Source organism: Variovorax robiniae, from assembly GCF_037889955.1.
GTDB classification, from domain to species: domain Bacteria; phylum Pseudomonadota; class Gammaproteobacteria; order Burkholderiales; family Burkholderiaceae_C; genus Variovorax; species Variovorax robiniae.
Map to the genome: position 1 here is coordinate 426,885 of NZ_JBBKZS010000006.1, position 18,045 is coordinate 444,929.

Genomic DNA, 18,045 nt, shown 5'->3' on the forward strand with positions numbered 1-18,045 from the left:
GGTCAAGCCTCCACGGGGTTGCGCAGCGATGCGCCGATGAATCGCGGCGCCAGGTCGGGCGCCACAGGAACCCAGCGCGCCGCGGCCAGCGCCAGCAGGCGGATGCCGAGGACTTCCTGCGGCTGCCAGCGGGCGCGGGTGCCGAAGACGTTGAAGGTGGCGTAGCAGAGATTGCCCTGCAGCAGCGGCACATTGACCACGCTCTGCAGGCCATGGGCATGCATCAGCTCGAAGTCATCGAAGTGGCGCGCCAGTTCGTCCGCGCCCTCGCCGACGAACACGCGGCCTTGCACGAACAGGCATTCGGTCCAGGGCGTGAGCGTCTTGCGCTTGGCGCCGTTCACCGGGTAACGCTCGGCTTCCGACGAGTAGAAGCGGCTCAGCCGGATCTCGTCGGCAGGGTCCTGCGCCGTCGTCACGTTCTGCTGGATGCTGAAGATGCTCTCGCCTGCGATCTGGCGGCGGCAACGGTCCACCTCGCGCAGGGCATCGTCGGCGTTACGCGCATCGGCGAGCGCGTCGAGCAGGCCGGCGATCCGGGTCGTGAGAGTGGATGGGTTGTCTGAAGGCATGGACAAAGTCTAGGCATCCCGAATCACCAAAATGCACTAAATTCTGATAGCCCGATAACCTGGGAGTTATGGCCTTGCCGACCGTCCGCGACCCCGCCTCCGACCTGCAGCACGCCTTGCTGTCCCGCCTGAAGCTGCGCCAGCTTTCCTTGCTGGCGGCCATCGACCGCCATCGCACGCTCGGCCGCGTGGCCGCGGAGATGCGCCTGAGCCAGCCGGCCATCACCAAGGCGCTGCGCGAGGCGGAAGACATCTTCGGCAGCAGGCTGTTCGAGCGCACCAGCCGGGGCCTGGTGCCCACGCCGAGCGGTGAGGCCGTGCTGCACTACGCCCAACGATGGCTGGCCGAACTGGAGGCCACCTCGCGCGTGCTCACCTCGCTCGGGGCCGGCCAAAGCGGGCGCCTGCGCATGGGCCTGACGCAGCAGGTGCCGCAACGCTTGCTGTCCTCCGCACTGACGCATCTGTTGGACCGCACGCCGCGCATGGCCGTCATGACGCGTGAAGGCACCACGGATGAACTGGTCGCAGGCCTCGTCGCACGCGAACTCGATTGCGCCATCGGGCGTTCCTACGACGGCGACGCGACCGGCCTGGTGCAGGAGGCGATCTACGAGCAGGCGCCTTGCCTGGTGGTGTGCGCCAAGAGCGTCAAGCGGCTGTCGCGCGGGCCGCTCGATTGGGCGCGGATGGCGAAGCTCGACTGGATCCTGCCGCCGCCCAACACGCCCATGCGCCGCACCTACAACGCGATCTTCGTCGGCGCCGGCGTGCAACCGCCGCTGCCGATGCTGGAGACCACGTCGATCCGCAGCATCGAGATGGTGTTGCGCACGGAGCCCAACGCGGTCTCCATCCTGGCGCGCGACGTCGTGGCCGAAATGGAGCTCTCAGGGAACTGCGCGGCGCTGCCCTACCGCATGAGCTGGAACCTGCCGCCGGTGAGCTTCTTCACGCTCAAGGAACTGGAGGGGCACCCGATGGTGCGCTCGCTGCGAAGCGCGGTGACCGAGACCGCGCGGTCGATGCAGGGCACGGCGGCCTGATCAAGCGAGCCCCCTGAATATCCGGGGCGGTTCAGGGTCCCATTCGTTTCCCGGACTGCTCGTCGGCTCTCATGTGGCTCCTGGCCAGCGACTCTCACATCAGTTGGGGAGGCGTACCGGAAGGAAGGTGCGCATGATGGCCTCGCACTGGAGAAGCGAAGGCACGCTTCGATCAGAAGGAAGCTGTGTCCGCCAATGGAGTCCCGTCTGTCTTGATGGAGGTTCGAAATGCTTGGATCCGCCACCTTGGAAATGGCCATCGGAATGGTGTTCATCTTCCTGCTGCTCAGTCTTGTGGTCTCCGCGATTCGAGAGGCCATCGAGGCGCGACTCCAGGATCGCGCCAAGTTGCTGGGACGCGGCCTGAAAGAGGTGCTGGGCGGCGACTACCCGTCGAAGACAGGCAAAGGCGTGCAGGGCGATGAACTCATTGCGAAGTTCTACAGGCATCCGCTGATCGAGTCGCTCTACTCGGGACCATTCGACGAGAACCTCCTCAAGTACAAGCGCAATACCTTGGGCCTTTGGATCCCCAAGTACCTCATGAGCTTCGTCACGGGGCGGACAAAGATGCCGGCCTACATTCCTGCGCGCTCGGCAGCGCTCGCGTTGCTGGATCTCGCGCGTACACATCGGCTGGGTCAAGGCAACGGCACCGACCCCACAGTGGTGGCCATCGGTGAGCTCAAGCTGGGCGAGGTGCGCTTGGCGCTGCAGGAACAAAAGGATTCCAGGGTTGCGCGAGCACTGCTCGCAGCGCTGGCGGAGTCCGGCGAGGATGTGGAGAAGGGAGTGAAGGCGGTTCAGGATTGGTATGACGGTTCGATGGACCGTGTATCGGGCTGGTTCAAGCGGGAGACCCAGCAGATGCTTTTCGTGCTGGGCCTGGTCGTGGCCGTTGGCCTGAACGTCGATGCGATCTTCATGGTGAAGTTCCTGGCCTCCGATGAGGCGGTTCGGACCCGGCTGGTCGCAACTGCCGTCGACAGTGGGAAGTCTCCGGAGTTGAAAGCCAGCGTCGAAAGGCTTCGGGTCGCGGAAACGCCGTCTGCGCCGGCGAGCGCTTCCCCGGAGGCCCAAGGCAAGCCGGGGACGCCCGCCGAGCAAGCAAAGCCATCGGACCCGGATGCGAACGTGACCAAGGCGATCGACCGCTTTGTGAAATTGAGCCTGCCGATCGGTTGGACGCATACTCGGTGGGAAGAATTCAGAGCCCGGGAGTGGCAGGTGATCGCATGGTCAGTGGTCGGCTGGTTCTTGACGGCGTTCGCCCTGTCGTTCGGGGCGCCGTTCTGGTTCGACGTCATGAACAAGCTGATGGTGATCCGTTCGACGGTGAAGCCGCACGAAAAGAGTCCGGAGGAATCCTCGGAGGACCGGCAAAGGACCAAGAAGGTTTAGGCCTGGCTGCTGCAGGAAGGCCCGCTCAACGCTTCGGGCAAAGTCCAAGCGCCACCGTCGCCTCGGTGCAAGGTCTTGGCTTGGGCGGCGGCGGCGCAGCCACACTCGCTGGCGCAGGGGCAGCCGACGCGGCATCCACCGGCGCGGGGCCTTCCACGAGCCGGCTCGATGTGGCCCGGTGCTCGATGATGACCACGGGGCGGCCGGGTTCCGATGACGGCGTTGTCGTCGTCTGCCCGAGGTTGGTGGTGAGGTTCTTGAGAGAAGGCAGGCGGCCGCCTTCAGGGCGCAGCGCATACCAGTAGGCGAAGGCGCCCACGACCAGCAGCACGAACAGCACCAGTAGGCCCTTGCCCTTGAGGATGCCGCCGCTGTCCGGCTCATCTTCCGGCTTCCACGGTGGCAGGTACATCGCCGTCGTCGGCTCGTGCGAATCGGCGAACTCGGCGGCCACGGTGCTGGCGGAGAAACGAAAGCCCGAGAACCTGCCCTTGCAACCGACGCAGTGCCTCGCGCTGTCCCTGTTGGGGGTGTGGCACGCTTCGCAGAACTTGGTCATCGCGCAAGTCCCGCGAACGATGCACGTGCAGGCGCGGCCTTCAACACCGGCTCGCTCGCCGCAATGTGTTGTTCACCAGGCGATTGACAGGCACAGGAGGCGCGCATTCCAGGCTGATGCAAGTAAGAAATTGGCATTATGTTCCCGCGATGCGCCCGGGTGATAGCGCCTGGCGCTTCGGCCCGCCAGGGCAAAGGGATACGACGCGGCTCTGCCCCAAAGGGCAATGGGCGGAACTTTCCGTGCGGGCTAGTCTGCGACATGACCCCGACAAGCTCCAACCCATTGGCCCGTGGCTGGCATCGCGCCGCTTCGGCGTTTGCGGCGGCGTGTGTCGCGCTGCTCCTGGCGGGCTGTGCAAGCGTTCCCGGCGGCGACCCGTTGCCGTCCTGGAACGATGGCCCGGCCAAGAAAGCGATCGTCTCCTTTGTCGACGACGTGACGCGCGAAGGCTCGCCAGGCTTCGTGCCGCCGGCGCAGCGCATCGCCACCTTCGACAACGACGGCACGCTGTGGGCCGAGCAGCCCATGTACACGCAGTTCGCCTTCATGATCGACCAGGTCAAGGCCGCCGCGCCCAGGCATCCGGAATGGGCCAACAACGCCGTCTACAAGGCGCTGGCCGCCAACGACCTGCGTGGCGCGCTGGCTGGTGGCGAGAAGCCGCTGCTGGAACTGCTGGTGCAGGGCAACAGCGGCATGTCGGTCGACGAGTACGACAAGTCCGTGCGCCAGTGGCTGGCCACGGCGCGGCATCCGGTGCTCAAGCGGCCCTACATCGAGACGGTCTACCAGCCGCAACTGGAACTGCTGGCCTACCTGCGCGCCAAGGGCTTCAAGACCTTCATCGTCTCCGGTGGCACGATGGAAGTGATGCGCCCCTGGACCCAGGCCGCGTATGGCATTCCGCCCGAGCAGGTGGTCGGCTCGTCGCAGGGCATCAAGTTCGACAACAACGGCGTGCTGATGCGCGAACCCAGCCTCGCCTTCCTCAACGACGGCCCGGGCAAGCCGGTGGGCATCTACATGCACATCGGCCAGCGGCCCATCCTGGCCTTCGGCAATTCCGACGGCGACCTGCAGATGCTGCAGTACACCGTGTCCGGTCCCGGCCGCAGCCTGGCGCTGCTGGTGCACCACGACGACGCCGCGCGCGAATTCGCCTACGACCGCACCTCGCCCTTCGGCAAGCTCGACAAGGCCTGGGATGAAGCGGTGCGCAGGAATTGGGTCGTGGTCAGCATGAAGAACGACTGGAAGCGCGTCTTCGCCCAGCCGAAACCCTGACGACGATCAGGTGTCCGAAGCCCATCCCAACAATTGCCGTGGCGTATCCCACAGCAGCTTGTTGCGATCCACCGTGTTCGGAAACAGCTTCTCGATCAACTTGAGCTGCGGCCCGTACTCGACGCGTTCCGGTGCGCGCAGGTAGGGCCAGTCCGATCCCCACACGCAGCGCTCCAGCGTGAAGGCGCGCACCAGTTCGTGGATGAAGGGCCAGGTGTCCGCATGCGGATGCGGCTCGTGCGAGAACTTGGCGAGTCCCGACAGCTTGACCCACGCGCGCCCGCTGCGGCCCAGCGTCAAGAGCGCCTGGAAGGCGGGGTTCGACAGCCCGTCGCGCGGCTCGGGACGGCCGCAGTGGTCGATCAGGATCCGCACGCCCGACTCGTTCAGGAGGGGTAGCAGGTCCGGCAACTGGTCCTTCTCCACCTGCACCTGCAGCAGCATGCCCAACTGCTGCAGCATCTTCAGCAGCGGCGCGGTGCCGGTGTAGTAGGACACGCCCAGGAAGGCCGGGTTGAAGGCCACGCCGACGATGCCCTGCGCCTGCAGCGACATCAGCGTCTCCAAGGTGCAGTCGTTCTCCACCACCGCAATGCCCTTGAAGCGCCCGCCGCTCTGCGCGATGGCATCGAGCAGGCAACGGTTGTCGGTGTCGTAGCCCGAGTTGGGCCCGACCACCAGCGCATGCCCGACACCGTAGGCATCGAGCACCTGCATGAACAGCTGCGCCGAACCGCACTCCTGGCCGGAGGGGCGGTAGTGCGTGTCGGGCCGGTACGGAAAACGAACGGGGTCGAAGATGTGGTTGTGACAGTCGATCTTGGGTTCGTTGAAGATGCTCATTTGCGCTCCTTGGGAACATCTTCCCTCGAATACATCGTGCCGTCGCCATGGCCGGACAATTCCATACGAACAATGCGTTCGTGTACATCTGCCGCATGGATGCGTGTCCCCGGATTCGCACGACGCCAGCATGATTTCGCCGCGCTGACTAAGATGGCCGCCCCTCCCACTGCGAGCAAACCCATGAGCCTTCCCACCACCCGCCTGGGCCGCACCGGCCTGACCGTTTCGCGCCTTGCGCTGGGCACCATGACCTTCGGCCTGCAGACCGACGAGGCCACCTCTTTCCGCATCCTCGACAAGGCCACCGACGGCGGCATCAACTTCCTCGACACGGCCGACGTGTACCCGCTCGGCGGAACGGTCGAGACCACCGGCCGCACCGAGGAGATCATCGGCCGCTGGCTGCGCGACAAGGGCGCGAGCCGCCGCAATGAATTCATCATCGCGACCAAGGCCGCCAACAAGGTCGGGCCGAACCCCTGGGACCAGGGCAACTCGCGCAAGCACCTGCTCGACGCCATCGACGTCTCGCTGAAGCGGCTGCAGATGGATCACGTCGACCTGTACCAGTTGCATCACGACGACCCGAACACGCCGCTCGACGAGAGCCTGGAGGCGCTCGACGTGATCGTGCGCTCGGGCCGCGCGCGCTACATCGGCGTGTCCAACTTCCTGTCGTACCGGCTGGCGCGTGCCATCGGCCGCGCGGCGCTGAACCGGCTCACGCAGTTCGTGTCGGTGCAGCCGCGCTACAGCCTGCTGTTCCGCGAGATCGAGCGCGAACTGCTGCCGCTGGCGAACGAAGAAGGCCTGGGCGTGATCCCCTACAACCCGCTCGCCGGCGGCCTGCTCACCGGCAAGTACACGCCCGGCGCCAAGCCGGAGGACAACACCCGCTTCACGCTCGGCACCGCCGGCAACATGTACCAGGACCGCTACTGGAACGAGCGCAGCTTCAACACCGTCTCGCAGTTGCAGAAGCTCGCGGAAGAGGCCGGTGTGCCGCTGTCCACGCTGGCCGTGGCCTGGGTCATGGCCAACCCGCTCATCACCGCGCCGCTGCTTGGCGCCAGCAAGCCCGAGCAACTCGACGCCACGCTGGCCGCGGCCGAATACAAGCTGCCCGCCGACCTCAAGCAGAAGCTCGACGAGCTGACCGCCGAATACCGCAAGGGCGATGCCCCCCGTTGATTTCCTTCAGCACAAGAGACGTTTCATGAGCATTCCAAAAGACCGCATGGCCCTGCAACTCCGCTCGCTCATCAGCAAGAGCGGGCAGCTTGAAGTTTCACTGGCGAGCGTGCCGGTGCCCGCACCCGGACCCGACGAGGTGCTGATCCGCATCGAGGGCTCTCCGATCAATCCCTCCGACCTGGGCCTGCTGTTCGGCGCGGCCGACATGACAACGGCCAAGGCATCGGGCACGCCTGAACGACCCGTCGTCACGGCGACCGTACCCGAAGGCGCCGCGCTGCGCGCGATGACGGCGCGGCTCGACGAGTCGATGCCGGTCGGCAACGAAGGCGCGGGCGTGGTGGTCGAGGCCGGTTCCTCGCCGGCCGCGCAGGCCCTGCTCGGCAAGACGGTGGCGGCCATCGGCGGCGCGATGTATGCGCAGTACCGCGCCGTGCCCGTCGCGCAGACGCTGCTGCTGCCTGAAGGCGCGACGGCAGTCGATGGCGCGTCGTCCTTCGTCAATCCGCTCACAGCCCTTGGCATGGTCGAGACGATGCGCCGCGAAGGCCACAAGGCGCTGGTGCATACCGCGGCGGCGTCCAACCTCGGCCAGATGCTGAACCGCATCTGCATGAAGGACGGCATCGCGCTCGTGAACATCGTGCGCAAGCCCGAGCAGGTCGACCTGCTCAAGGGCATGGGCGCGAAGTACATCTGCGATTCGAGCGCGCCCACCTTCCTGCAGGACCTGACCGGCGCCCTGGCCGAGACCGGCGCCACCATCGCCTTCGACGCCACCGGCGGCGGCAAGCTCGGCGGTCAGATCCTTGGCTGCATGGAAGCCGCGATCAACCGCACCGCCAAGGAATACAGCCGCTACGGCTCGGCCACGCACAAGCAGGTGTACCTCTACGGCGGCCTGGACATGCGCCCGACCGAGTTCGTGCGCAACTTCGGCATGGCCTGGGGCATGGGCGGCTGGCTGCTGTTCCCGTTCCTGAACAAGATCGGGCCGGCCGCGGCGGAGGTGCTGAAGCAACGCGTGGCGTCGGAACTGAAGACGACCTTCGCGAGCCACTACTCGAAGGAGATCTCGCTGGCCGAAGTGCTGGACCTCGGCACGATCGCGGTCTACAACCAACGGGCGACGGGGACGAAGTACCTGATCAATCCGGCCAAGGGCTCGTAATCCTCACACGGCGTACTGCGCCTCGCCATTCCCGAAGGACCAGTTCTCCTTGCGCACCTCGACAAGGTTGATGAACACATCCTCGCGGCGCAGGCCGAGCCGCTCGTGCAGGCCATCGACGATGGCCTTGTAGAACGCGCGCTTCTGCTCGACGGTGCGCCCGTCGCTCAGCGTGATCTGCAGGACGACGCAGTCCGGCGATCGCACGATCCCCATGTAGCTCGGGTCGATGATGAAATCCGCAGCCGCGTGCTCCGTGATGATCTGGAAGCGATCGTCCTTCGGCACGTTGATGGTGCGGACCATCGCGTCGTAGATGACGTCGCCGATGGTGCGACGGTAGTCGGCGCTCTTGCCAGCGGCGAGGTCGATGCGAACGAGTGGCATGACGAGTCCTTCGGGTGGGAGGAAATTATGGCGACGGGCGCGACCTTGCGTGAATTCCCCGCGCGCTGCGTCGTCATCGCACCGGTGATAAGGTCGCCGCCCCCGAGGTGAACCCCCGGAAACGCATCCACAAGCCACCCGTGTCCCATTCCCCCTCCCTCGATTCCGGCCGCGCTGCGGCTCACAGCGGCCTCTCCGCGGGCCTTTCCTGGCTGTTCGCCGTCGCCTGCGGCCTCTGCGTGGCCAACATCTACTTCGCGCAGCCGCTGCTCGGTCCGATCGCGCTCAGCCTGGACCTGCATGCGGGCCTTGCCGGCTTGATCATGACCCTCACGCAGTTGGGCTACGGCCTCGGCCTGCTGCTCATCGTGCCGCTGGCGGACGTGGTGGAGAACCGGCGGCTGATCGCCACGGCGCTGGTGGGCACGGTGCTGGGGCTGGTCGGCATCACGCTCTCCACTTCGGCCACGCAATTCCTTGCGGCCTCGCTGCTGGTCGGCGCGGGTGCCGTGGCGGCCCAGGTGCTGGTGCCCTTCGCATCGCACCTCGCGCCCGAGGCCACGCGCGGCAAGGTGGTGGGCAATGTCATGGCAGGGCTGCTCGCCGGCATCATGCTGGCGCGGCCGTTTTCCAGCATCGTGGCGGCGGCGTTCGGCTGGCGCGCCGTGTTCGCGATCTCCGCCGTGCTGATGGCGGTGCTGATCGTCGTGCTGTGGCGCGCGTTGCCGCGGCGCGAGCCGCATGGCTCGGTCGGCTATGCACGCACCATGGCCTCGCTGCCGGGCATCGCCTGGCGCACACCGGTGCTGCGTCGTCGCGCCGCGTACCAGGGGATGATGTTCGCGGCCTTCCAGACCTTCTGGACCGCGGTGCCCTTGCTGCTGGCGCAGGGGTTCGGCCTGGGGCAGGGCGGCATCGCGGCCTTTGCGCTAGCGGGTGCGGCGGGCGCGCTGGCCGCGCCCTTGTCGGGCCGCCTGGCAGACCGTGGCCTGACGCGGCCTGCGACCGGCATCGCGATGACGGTGGCGCTGCTGTCCTTCGTGCTGGGCGGGCTCTCCGCCCGGTTCCACTCGATGGCCGGCCTTGTGGCGGCCGGCGTGCTGCTCGACGGTGCGGTGCAGTTGTGCCAGGTGCTGAGCCTGCGCAGCCTCTACATGCTGGCGCCCGAGTTGCGCGGCCGGCTCAACGGGCTGTTCATGACCTTCATCTTCCTGTGCGCGGCCATCGCCTCGGCCCTGGCAGCGGGGGTCTACGCGTTCCATGGATGGACGGGGCTGTGCCTGCTGGGCGGGGGCTACGTGGCCGTCGCCCTGGTCTTCTATGCCACCGAATTCCTGCGACGCCGGCCCGCCCTGGCAGCCACCTGAGACGGCCGTCCCGCGCGTCTCTCTACAATTGCGCCCCCTTTGCAACTGCCCGGATCGCGCGCCCCATGGACATCGTCGTCAACGAAGAACTCAAAGCCTATATCGACCCGTTGACCCCGGAGGAATACGAATCGCTGGAGCGCAGCATCCTGGCCGAGGGCTGCCGCGACGCGCTGGTGCTGTGGGGCGATGTGCTGGTCGACGGCCACAACCGCTTCGGCATCTGCCAGAAGCACGGCCTGCCGTTCCAGACGGTGCAGAACACGCGCTTCCAGTCGATGGAGGACGTGCACCTGTGGATGATCGACCAGCACCTGGGACGGCGCAGCATCTCCGATTTCCAGCGCGGCGTGCTGGCGCTGCGCAAGCGCGAGATCGTGGCCGCGCGACGGGCAGCACCGGCTGCGGCGCCGGCCACGGAAGAAGCGAAGGCGCCTGAAGCGCCCGCCGCCGACCACGCGGTGCCGCCGCCCGAGCCGCTCGATTCCCGCGAGGCCCTGGCCCGGGCCGCGCGCCTGAGCAGCAGCCAGGTCGTGATGATCGAGAAGATCCACAAGCAGGCCACGCCGGAGTTGGTGGAGGCGATCAAGTCCGGCACGATTTCGCTGAGCGCCGGCGCGGCCGTCGCGAGCCTGCCGGCGGAAGAACAGGTCGCTGCTGCAGCGGCCGGCAAGGACGAACTCAAGCAGGCCGCCAAGCGGGTGCGCGAGGCCAAGCGCAAGCCGCGTGAGGAAGCGCCCGCGGACGCGGAGCAGGAGCAGGCCGACCCTTCCGAGGACACCGTCGAATCCCTGCGCAAGCGCGTGACCGAACTGACCAGCGAGAACACCGCCTTGCGCAAGCAGGTGGCGAACCTGCTGAACCAGCTGCTGGCGCGGCCGGGTGGTGCCGATGCGCCGGCGGCGGAGCCAGAGGACACGTCCGCGCCGTTCTGATCGCCCAAGCGCTGCGCCGCCGAGCGGCGTGTCCAATGCCCCTGACGGTATGCATGGTGCGTTGCCCCGGCGCACAATCGTGCTCCGATGCGACGCTTCCTGGTCATAGTTGCCTTGAGTCTTTTCGGCCCACTGTGCAGTGCCGAGGTGAACCGCTGCACCGACGCTGCCGGGCAGGTCAGCTACACCGATGGCAAGTGCCCCGCGAGCACCAAGGTCACGCGCCTGAACTTGCCGGAACCGATGGTGGTGAACCGAGGCGATTCCGATGTCGTGCCGCTCGTCCGACCCGCCGAGCCCCGTCCCACGGCCCCGCCGCCCACCCCCATGTCACCGCCGCAGGCCGCAGCGCCCGCACCGCCAGCCCCCGTCATTGGCGACTACGGCGGTGACCCGGTCGTGGCCGACTACGGCTATCCCTACGCCGGTGGCTACCGGCCCGCTCCTCCGCGCAACCTGGGCCCGCGCTTCCGCAAGTGCGATGCCTCCGGTTGCAGCGACACGCAAGGCAACCATTACGACCGCACGGGCACCTTGAACCGCTACAAGAGCCTCGACGGCAGGACCTGCACGCCGACGGGCACCACGGTCGTCTGCCGCTGAGCCGGATCAAGAGCGGCAGCTACATCGCCCAGATGCGCGGGCTCGATGCCGCCAGCTTCCACAGCTCGGCACGCCACGCCTGCCAGACACGGCGCAACAGTTGCATGGCAGGCTCGACCATCGGTGCCAGCACGCGCAACACCACGATCTCCGCATGCGGGCTCGTTGCACCCGCGCTCTCCGCGAGCACATCGGCATCGGCCAACTGGCGAGCGATGTCCAGCAGCGCATCGCGCCGCGCCTTGCCCATCGGCGTGCCCGACACGACGAACAGCGAAGCCATGCAGCGATGCCCCGCCAGTCCGATCGGGCTGGCCAGCAGGCGCTGGTCGCTCGCGTCGATGCGCCCGCGCTCCAGCCACACGCCCGGCACCTTGATGTGCTGCAGCAGCGAGCCGCGCTCGAAGGGCAGCTTCGCATTCGGCAGGCCCAGCGCGGTCACGTCCCAGCCGATCAGCTCCGCGCCCGGCGCGGCCTCGATGCGGAGGCGGTTCTCGGCCTTGCAGCCGCTGTAGCAGAGCGCTTCCAGCGGCAGCCATTCGAGGCGCGCATCGGCGTCGAGCCGGATGCGCGTGTCCTGCAGCGCGACCTCGCCCTCGGAGCGATAGAAGCGCGTGGCGCCCGGCGTGGTCAGCAGGCCGTGGCTGCCCGTCGCGCCGTGGATGTCGAGGGTCAGCGTGTCCCCGCCGACCAGGCCGCCCGGCGGATGGACCAGCACGTTGTGACAGATTGCGTCGCCTTCGGGGTACAGGCTCTGCAGGATGCGCAAAGGTCCGTCATGGCGATGGCGGGCGACGCTGCGGCCGGATTCGTGTTGGTAGTCGAGTTGGAGGCGGGCGTGCCAAGGCATGGGTAGGGGAGGCTGGAGCGTTGAGCGAAGCGCGAATCGGGCCCGATCGAATGTAACCAGACTCCGGGGCACGTCAGCTTCGCCTCGCGCGCGGCACGCCGCCCGCGTTGGCCTACTCGTGTTCCTTCAGCAAGCGTCCGGACACGTAGACCGTCACCCCCACACCCTCGGGCTGGCAGCTCATCTTGAACCCCGTGTCGGCGAGCGACTTGCCGACCCAATGCAGGGTGAACACCGTCGCATCGCCGAACGCGGACGAGGCCGCGAAGTTGTGGCGGCTGACTTCCATGATGACGCGCAGGTCCTCGCCGTCCTGCGTGATCTCCCCGCGAAAGAACTGCAGGTCGTCCGCGCCGTAGACCTGCTGGTTGCGGATCAGCACGGCGCCGGTGCCCAGCATGCCCTTGTCGGTGGTGAAGCTCGATTCGTAGATGCCGTTTCTCATGATCTCCTGCCTCGCTGATTCGTCCGGATGATCGCCGGAAAACCCGCACGTCGGCGCGATATTTGCATGAAGCCGACGGACCGATTCCAATCCCCCGGTCACTCAACGACAGGAGCTTGCCCATGTTCGGACTGACTTCCCTCGGCATCGTTCACACCGCCATCAGCCTGGTCGCGGTGGGAGCGGGCGTGCTCGCCTTCTTTCGCTACAAGGAGATTCCGCCCGGCACCCGGGCCGGGCAAATCTACATCTGGACCACCGTGCTGACCTGCCTCACCGGTTTCGGCATCTTCCAGCATGGCGGCTTCGGCAAGCCGCATGCGCTGGGCATCCTGACCTTGCTCGTGCTGGCAATCGCCGCCGTGGCCGGGCGCACCGCGCTGTTCGGGCGCTCGTCGAAGTACGTCGAGACGATCTGCTACTCGACGACCTTCTTCTTCCACATGATCCCGGGCTTCACCGAGTCATTGACGCGGCTGCCGGCCGGCTCGCCAGTGTTTTCCAGCGCGGATGATCCGGGCCTGCAACCGGTGATCGGCGTGGTGTTCGTGCTGTTCCTGATCGGCGTGGTGCTGCAGGTGCTGCGCCTGCGCGGCGCGGGGCGCGCGGCGGCGCCTGCCTAGCAACAACCCTGCGCTCGAAAGCGCCATTGCCGGTGGTGTTGAAGCGTGGCACGCTGCCTCTCCCCCGATGAACAACGAAGGAGTGGGTTCATGCCGAACATCACGCTCGACATCAATGGCGCCGCGCGAACCATCGACGCGTGGGACCCGGACATGCCCTTGCTCCATGCCCTGCGCAACGACCTCGGCCTGCACGCAGCCAAGTTCGGTTGCGGGCTGGGGCAATGCGGGTCCTGCACCGTGTTGATCGATGGGGCGGCGGTGCGCTCATGCCTCACCAGCGTCGGTTCCGCGGCCGGCAAGCGCATCGTCACCGCTGAGGGCCTGGGCTCGCCCGCGAAGCCGCATGCCGTGCAGGCGGCCTTCATCGCCGAGCAGGCCGCGCAGTGCGGCTATTGCACCAACGGCATGGTGATGTCCGCTGTCGCACTCCTTGCGCGCACGCCCAAGCCGACGCGCGAGCAGGCGCAGCAAGCGCTGGCCGGCAACCTGTGCCGATGCGGGTCGCATGACCGCGTGCTGCGCGCGGTGCAGCGCGCGGCGGATGCGGGGAGGGCGTGACCATGGCGCATCTCCTTGCACCCCGTGAAGTGCACGCCGCAGCAGACGGCTCCATGCTTCTCGGCGTGCTGTCGCGCCGAGCCGCGCTTCAGGCCGGCGCGCTGTTCGTCGGCTTCTGCCTGGCACCCGCGGGCGCAGCACTGGCGCAGACTGCTGCCGCATCCGCTGGCGCCGGTCGCAGCCTGGCGCTCGACAACGTCGACTCTTTCCTGGCCGTCGGCACCGACGGCACCGTGGTCATCTACTCCGGCAAGGTCGACCTCGGCACCGGCCATCGCATCGCGATGCGGCAGATGGTGGGCGAGGAACTGGGCATCGGCGTGGATCGCATCGAACTCATCGAAGGCGACACCGCGCTCACGCCCAACCAGGGCCCGACCGCCGGCAGCACCGGCGTCATGCGCGGCGGCGTTGAACTGCGCCAGGCCGCGGCGACCGCGCGCGAGGCGCTGCTGGCCTTGGGCGCGCAACAGTTGCAAGCACCGGCCGAGCAACTGTTGCTCAGCGGCGGCGAGGTGCGGGCGGCCGATGGCCGCAGCGTCGGCATCGCAACGCTGGTCGGCGGTCGCAGCTTCGACGTGAAGATGAACCCCAAGGCACCGTTGAAGAAGCCGGCCGACTACAAGCTGGTCGGCCAGTCGCTGCCGCGTCCGGACGTGCCCGCCAAGGTGACGGGCCGCCATGTCTATGTGCAGGACCTGGTGGTGCAGGGCATGTTGCACGGGCGCGTCGTGCGTCCGCCCTCGGTGGGCGCGAGGGTGCTGGCCGTGGACGAGTCGTCCGTCGCGAAGCTGCCAGGCGTGCGCGTGGTTCGCATCGTGGACTTCGTCGGCGTCGTGAGTCCCGACGAATGGCCGGCGGTGCGCGCGGCACGCGAGCTCAAGGTGCAGTGGAGCGACAGTGCGCCGCTGGTCGGCCATGCGGCGCTCGTCGACTGGGCGCGTAGCGGCCCCTTCGTGGCCGAGGAAGTCATCACGGCCAAGGGCGATGCCGCGCGTGTCGATGCCTTGCGCGATGCGCCCGATGTGTTGCGCGCAACCTATTCGTGGCCGATCCAGTCGCACGGCTCCATCGGCCCGTCATGCGCGGTCGCCGACGTGCGCGCCGACGCCGGCACGGTCTGGACCGCATCGCAGGCCAGCCACCGCTTCCTCAACATCTTCGCCGCGCTGGTCGACGTGCCGCGTGACAAGCTGCGGGTGATCTACCTCGACGGCCCGGGCTGCTACGGCATGAACGGCAGCGACGATGCCGCCGCCGATGCGGTCTTGCTGTCGAACGCCGTTGGCAAACCGGTGCGCGTGCAGTGGAGCCGCGAGGACGAACTCGGCTGGGATCCCAAGGGTCCGCCGCAACTGCTGGACATGGCCGCGACGCTCACGCCCGAAGGCGACATCGACGCTTGGCAGACCGACATGTGGGTGCCGCGCGCAACCGCGAACCTCGAGTGGATTCCGCTGCTGTCGCCACTCGCGGCAGGCCTGCGGCAGCCGGTGGGCCAGGCGACGGGCCTGGTGTCGCAGAACGGCGATCCGCCCTATGCGCCGAAGGCCGTGGCCGTGAAGGCGCACTGGCTCGGGCCGGCGCCGCTGCGGCCCTCGAACATCCGCGCGCCGGGCAAGGTGGCGAATTGCTTTGCAGTGGAGAGCTTTGTCGATGAGTTGGCGGCGAAGGCGAAGGTGGATCCGCTGGCATTCCGGCTGCGAAAGGTCTCGAATCCGCGCAGCGCGGAGGTGATTCGGCGTGTCGGGCAGATGATGGATTGGAAGCCGCGGCCTTCGCCCGGCAACGCATCGGCGCGCGGCAAGGTCGCGGTGGGCCGCGGCATGGCCTTCATCCACTACAAGAACAACGAGACCCATGTCGCCGTGGCGATGGAGGTCGAGGTGGAGCGCGACAGTGGAAGGATCGCCGTGCGCCGCGTCTGCTGCGCGCACGACTGCGGGCTGATGATCAACCCCGACGCGGTGCGTGCGCAGGTGGAAGGCAACATCCTGCAGACCTTGTCGCGCACCTTGTACGAGGAGACGACCTTCGACCGCTCGCGCGTCACGAGCGTCGATTGGCAGAGCTATCCGCTGCTGCGCTTTCCTGCCGTGCCGCGTATCGAGATCGCATTGATCGATCGTCCTGACGATCCACCGCTGGGGGCCGGCGAGGCCGCGTCGAGTCCGGTGCCAGCGGCGCTGGGGAATGCGATCTTCGATGGGACGGGGGTGAGGATTCGGAGCGTTCCGTTCCTGAGCGACAAGTTGAAGGCGTTGATGGCTTGATCTCGCAACTGCTCTGGTCTTTGGCTTCGACTCGTGGCTGCCCGGCCAGAATCCTGTTGATCGCAAAGGTTGGTCGGCACCTGAGCCCCTTCAGTTGGACGACAGGTAGCCTTGCGCGAACGAGTTCGACGAGTCAACCTACAAGGACTTTTGCCTTCGAAGAGGAGTAAGAGATGGCGCGTCAAATTGTCTTCACCACCAAGGCTGCCAAGCCGCCGGCGCTCTACAGCCAAGCGGTCAAGGCGGCCGGGCTCGTGTTCGTCTCCGGAACTGCGCCGATCGATGCCGACACCGGCGCAATCAGGGGCACCACCATCCAGGAGCAGACTGCCCAATGCCTGACGAACATACGTGCCATCCTTGAAGAAGCCGGCAGCTCGATGGACAAGGTGGCGAGCATGACAGTGGTGCTCGCCGATGAAGACGATTTTGCTGGCATGAATGAGGAATGGCTGAGATGGTTTCCCTCCGACCCGCCTGCTCGCCAAGGTGCAAAGCTACCCGCTCGCATTCCGGGACTTAAAGTGTCCATTGCAGCGATCGCTGAGGCATAGTCCTGGCAGGCAGCCGCGGGAAGCGAACGCTTCAGTCCGGAAACGTATCTGCCTGTCGGTTGCAGCGGCTGTCACAGATGGGCCCATGACGCCTGTGCTTGTCGCGCAGCCAAGTGCAGCAGCGCAGCGGGAGTTGCCGTTCGGGTGACGCACGTTGCCTTGCGAGCACGGCCATAACGAGACGTTCCCGATGACCATTCCACTGCCCTCCATCTACCGAGACTTCATCGACACGAATGGGTTGTTCGAGGGCTTTATTTCGTTGGCGGGTGAGGAGCAGTACGTCATCCTCTGGGGCGAGGACGAGGTGGCTACCTCCAACACCGAGATGGAAGTTGGCGTGTACGCCCCAGGCTTCGTGGCCTTCGCCGGAAACGGCGGCGGCGACATCTACGCCTTCGACGAAGCCGGCGCCGTTTTCATGCTGCCTATGATCGGAATGGAGCCAGGCGCTGCGTTCAAAGTTGCAGTCGACTTTCTCGAACTTGCGCAAGGCTTTCAGCGAACGGATTCGCCTGGCAGGTGACTGCTTTGGAGAAAACCGTACAGCCGGTTTGGGCCCATTGCGGCCTGACAGATGACCGAAACGCGCGGCAGCAATACGGGGTGAAGCGGTCAACCGGCGTGGTGTGCGATTACTCGGGCGCTGCTGCAGCGTGCTTGCGATGGGTTGAAGTACGACAACGTCAAGCCGAGGCGCCGCGGATCTTGACCCTCTTCTTCGCCGTCGAGTCGTTTCCCGACGCGGCAGGCAACCAGCTTTGCATGCCATCAAGGAGTATGTGAAGCCCGGCGTCGAACGCTGTATCGGTGTCGAGTCGGGAGAACGCTTCGGCGAAGTAGTGCGCGGCAGGGTACTGGTCCGAAGACGTCGCGCGGATCCGGCCCAGGATGTAGTCGCCGTGCTTCGCGGGCATCTGGCGGTTCACCTCGGCATAGGCGGAGGTCATCACGTACTGCATCAAGAGGTGGTAGCCGAGGGCGCATTGCTCCGGGCTGAAGCCCCCGCTTCGAAAAATGTCCGCGATGCGATTGAGGTAGACCATGCCGTAGTCGGTCTCACCGGGGCCCACCTGCTGGAACAGCCGGAACCGGTTGTGCGACATGAGGTAGCGCAGTACGCCGCCGTACTTGAGCATCACATCGAAGATTGCGTGCGCATGGTCTTCGACGTTGCTTCGCCAGTTCTCACGATTGAGAGGCTTGAGCTTTTCCACCCGCTCCATGAAGTAGCGGTTGATGACCCCCGAGATCAGGTCATCCCGGCTGCCTGCGTAGTAGTGGATCAGCGCCGGCGTGACACCGAACTGGCGCGCGAGTCCAACGATCGAGAGGTCGCTCAGGGGCTCGTCCATCGCCAGTTCCACGGCC

General features: G+C 66.6%; 20 protein-coding genes. 13 read left to right on the forward strand and 7 right to left on the reverse strand.

The window, feature by feature from the left end:
- Window positions 1-2 precede the first annotated feature (2 nt).
- Window positions 3-572 carry a GAF domain-containing protein gene (locus WKW79_RS17235; protein ID WP_340336393.1) on the reverse strand — a complete coding sequence of 190 codons (570 nt, stop codon included), beginning with the start codon at window positions 570-572 and terminating at the stop codon, window positions 3-5.
- Between the two features lie 74 nt (window positions 573-646).
- Here WKW79_RS17235 and WKW79_RS17240 point away from each other — a divergent pair, with 74 nt between their 5' ends.
- Together WKW79_RS17240 and WKW79_RS17245 are read left to right on the forward strand one after the other, a co-directional pair.
- Window positions 647-1,618, forward strand: coding sequence for a LysR family transcriptional regulator (locus WKW79_RS17240; RefSeq protein ID WP_340336394.1), 972 nt, complete (start codon window positions 647-649; stop codon window positions 1,616-1,618).
- 246 nt (window positions 1,619-1,864) lie between these two features.
- Window positions 1,865-3,019 carry a hypothetical protein gene (locus tag WKW79_RS17245; RefSeq protein ID WP_340336395.1) on the forward strand — a complete coding sequence of 385 codons (1,155 nt, stop codon included), beginning with the start codon at window positions 1,865-1,867 and terminating at the stop codon, window positions 3,017-3,019.
- 25 nt (window positions 3,020-3,044) lie between these two features.
- On the opposite strand, the gene WKW79_RS17250 is transcribed toward WKW79_RS17245, so the two are convergent.
- Window positions 3,045-3,578 (reverse strand): hypothetical protein, encoded by a 534-nt coding sequence (locus tag WKW79_RS17250; RefSeq protein WP_340336396.1) that lies wholly within the window; start codon window positions 3,576-3,578, stop codon window positions 3,045-3,047.
- 261 nt (window positions 3,579-3,839) lie between these two features.
- On the opposite strand from WKW79_RS17250, the gene WKW79_RS17255 reads away from it, so the two are divergent.
- Window positions 3,840-4,865 (forward strand): HAD family hydrolase, encoded by a 1,026-nt coding sequence (locus WKW79_RS17255; protein ID WP_340336397.1) that lies wholly within the window; start codon window positions 3,840-3,842, stop codon window positions 4,863-4,865.
- A gap of 6 nt (window positions 4,866-4,871) precedes the next feature.
- Here WKW79_RS17255 and WKW79_RS17260 read toward each other — a convergent pair whose 3' ends face one another.
- A complete protein-coding gene (locus tag WKW79_RS17260) occupies window positions 4,872-5,708 on the reverse strand; it encodes an amidohydrolase family protein (RefSeq protein ID WP_340336398.1) in 837 nt (278 codons plus the stop codon).
- Window positions 5,709-5,891: 183 nt separating this feature from the next.
- Between WKW79_RS17260 and WKW79_RS17265 the strand changes: the two genes are divergently transcribed.
- Together WKW79_RS17265 and WKW79_RS17270 are read left to right on the forward strand one after the other, a co-directional pair.
- On the forward strand, window positions 5,892-6,902 hold the full coding sequence (locus WKW79_RS17265; protein WP_340336399.1) for an aldo/keto reductase: 1,011 nt from the start codon (window positions 5,892-5,894) through the stop codon (window positions 6,900-6,902).
- A 46-nt stretch (window positions 6,903-6,948) separates the two neighbouring features.
- Window positions 6,949-8,076 carry a zinc-binding dehydrogenase gene (locus tag WKW79_RS17270; RefSeq protein ID WP_340336428.1) on the forward strand — a complete coding sequence of 376 codons (1,128 nt, stop codon included), beginning with the start codon at window positions 6,949-6,951 and terminating at the stop codon, window positions 8,074-8,076.
- A gap of 3 nt (window positions 8,077-8,079) precedes the next feature.
- Here WKW79_RS17270 and WKW79_RS17275 read toward each other — a convergent pair whose 3' ends face one another.
- The gene (locus tag WKW79_RS17275; RefSeq protein ID WP_340336400.1) at window positions 8,080-8,463 is read right to left on the reverse strand and encodes a tautomerase family protein; all 384 of its coding nucleotides are present in this window, start codon (window positions 8,461-8,463) and stop codon (window positions 8,080-8,082) included.
- Window positions 8,464-8,603: 140 nt separating this feature from the next.
- On the opposite strand from WKW79_RS17275, the gene WKW79_RS17280 reads away from it, so the two are divergent.
- The 3 genes from WKW79_RS17280 (at window position 8,604) to WKW79_RS17290 (ending at window position 11,368) form a co-directional block, all read left to right on the forward strand.
- Window positions 8,604-9,830, forward strand: coding sequence for an MFS transporter (locus tag WKW79_RS17280; protein WP_340336401.1), 1,227 nt, complete (start codon window positions 8,604-8,606; stop codon window positions 9,828-9,830).
- A 65-nt stretch (window positions 9,831-9,895) separates the two neighbouring features.
- The gene (locus WKW79_RS17285; protein WP_340336402.1) at window positions 9,896-10,765 is read left to right on the forward strand and encodes a plasmid replication/partition related protein; all 870 of its coding nucleotides are present in this window, start codon (window positions 9,896-9,898) and stop codon (window positions 10,763-10,765) included.
- An 87-nt stretch (window positions 10,766-10,852) separates the two neighbouring features.
- On the forward strand, window positions 10,853-11,368 hold the full coding sequence (locus WKW79_RS17290) for a DUF4124 domain-containing protein (RefSeq protein ID WP_340336403.1): 516 nt from the start codon (window positions 10,853-10,855) through the stop codon (window positions 11,366-11,368).
- Between the two features lie 19 nt (window positions 11,369-11,387).
- Here the strand turns inward: WKW79_RS17290 and WKW79_RS17295 are convergent, their stop codons facing one another.
- The gene (locus WKW79_RS17295; RefSeq protein WP_340336404.1) at window positions 11,388-12,218 is read right to left on the reverse strand and encodes an urease accessory protein UreD; all 831 of its coding nucleotides are present in this window, start codon (window positions 12,216-12,218) and stop codon (window positions 11,388-11,390) included.
- Window positions 12,219-12,330: 112 nt separating this feature from the next.
- Complete coding sequence (locus WKW79_RS17300; RefSeq protein WP_340336405.1) at window positions 12,331-12,663, reverse strand: hypothetical protein; 333 nt, start codon at window positions 12,661-12,663, stop codon at window positions 12,331-12,333.
- A gap of 122 nt (window positions 12,664-12,785) precedes the next feature.
- On the opposite strand from WKW79_RS17300, the gene WKW79_RS17305 reads away from it, so the two are divergent.
- From WKW79_RS17305 to WKW79_RS17325, 5 genes are all read left to right on the forward strand, one after another.
- The gene (locus WKW79_RS17305) at window positions 12,786-13,286 is read left to right on the forward strand and encodes a DUF2306 domain-containing protein (protein ID WP_340336406.1); all 501 of its coding nucleotides are present in this window, start codon (window positions 12,786-12,788) and stop codon (window positions 13,284-13,286) included.
- A gap of 90 nt (window positions 13,287-13,376) precedes the next feature.
- Complete coding sequence (locus WKW79_RS17310) at window positions 13,377-13,847, forward strand: (2Fe-2S)-binding protein (protein ID WP_340336407.1); 471 nt, start codon at window positions 13,377-13,379, stop codon at window positions 13,845-13,847.
- Window positions 13,848-13,849: 2 nt separating this feature from the next.
- Window positions 13,850-16,120: a xanthine dehydrogenase family protein molybdopterin-binding subunit gene (locus WKW79_RS17315; RefSeq protein WP_340336408.1), complete on the forward strand. Its 2,271-nt coding sequence runs from the start codon at window positions 13,850-13,852 to the stop codon at window positions 16,118-16,120.
- 173 nt (window positions 16,121-16,293) lie between these two features.
- Window positions 16,294-16,674 (forward strand): RidA family protein, encoded by a 381-nt coding sequence (locus WKW79_RS17320; RefSeq protein WP_340336409.1) that lies wholly within the window; start codon window positions 16,294-16,296, stop codon window positions 16,672-16,674.
- 190 nt (window positions 16,675-16,864) lie between these two features.
- Complete coding sequence (locus tag WKW79_RS17325) at window positions 16,865-17,200, forward strand: SMI1/KNR4 family protein (protein ID WP_340336410.1); 336 nt, start codon at window positions 16,865-16,867, stop codon at window positions 17,198-17,200.
- 160 nt (window positions 17,201-17,360) lie between these two features.
- Here the strand turns inward: WKW79_RS17325 and WKW79_RS17330 are convergent.
- On the reverse strand, window positions 17,361-18,045 hold a 685-nt coding region (locus tag WKW79_RS17330), incomplete at its 5' end, for a TetR/AcrR family transcriptional regulator (protein WP_340336411.1).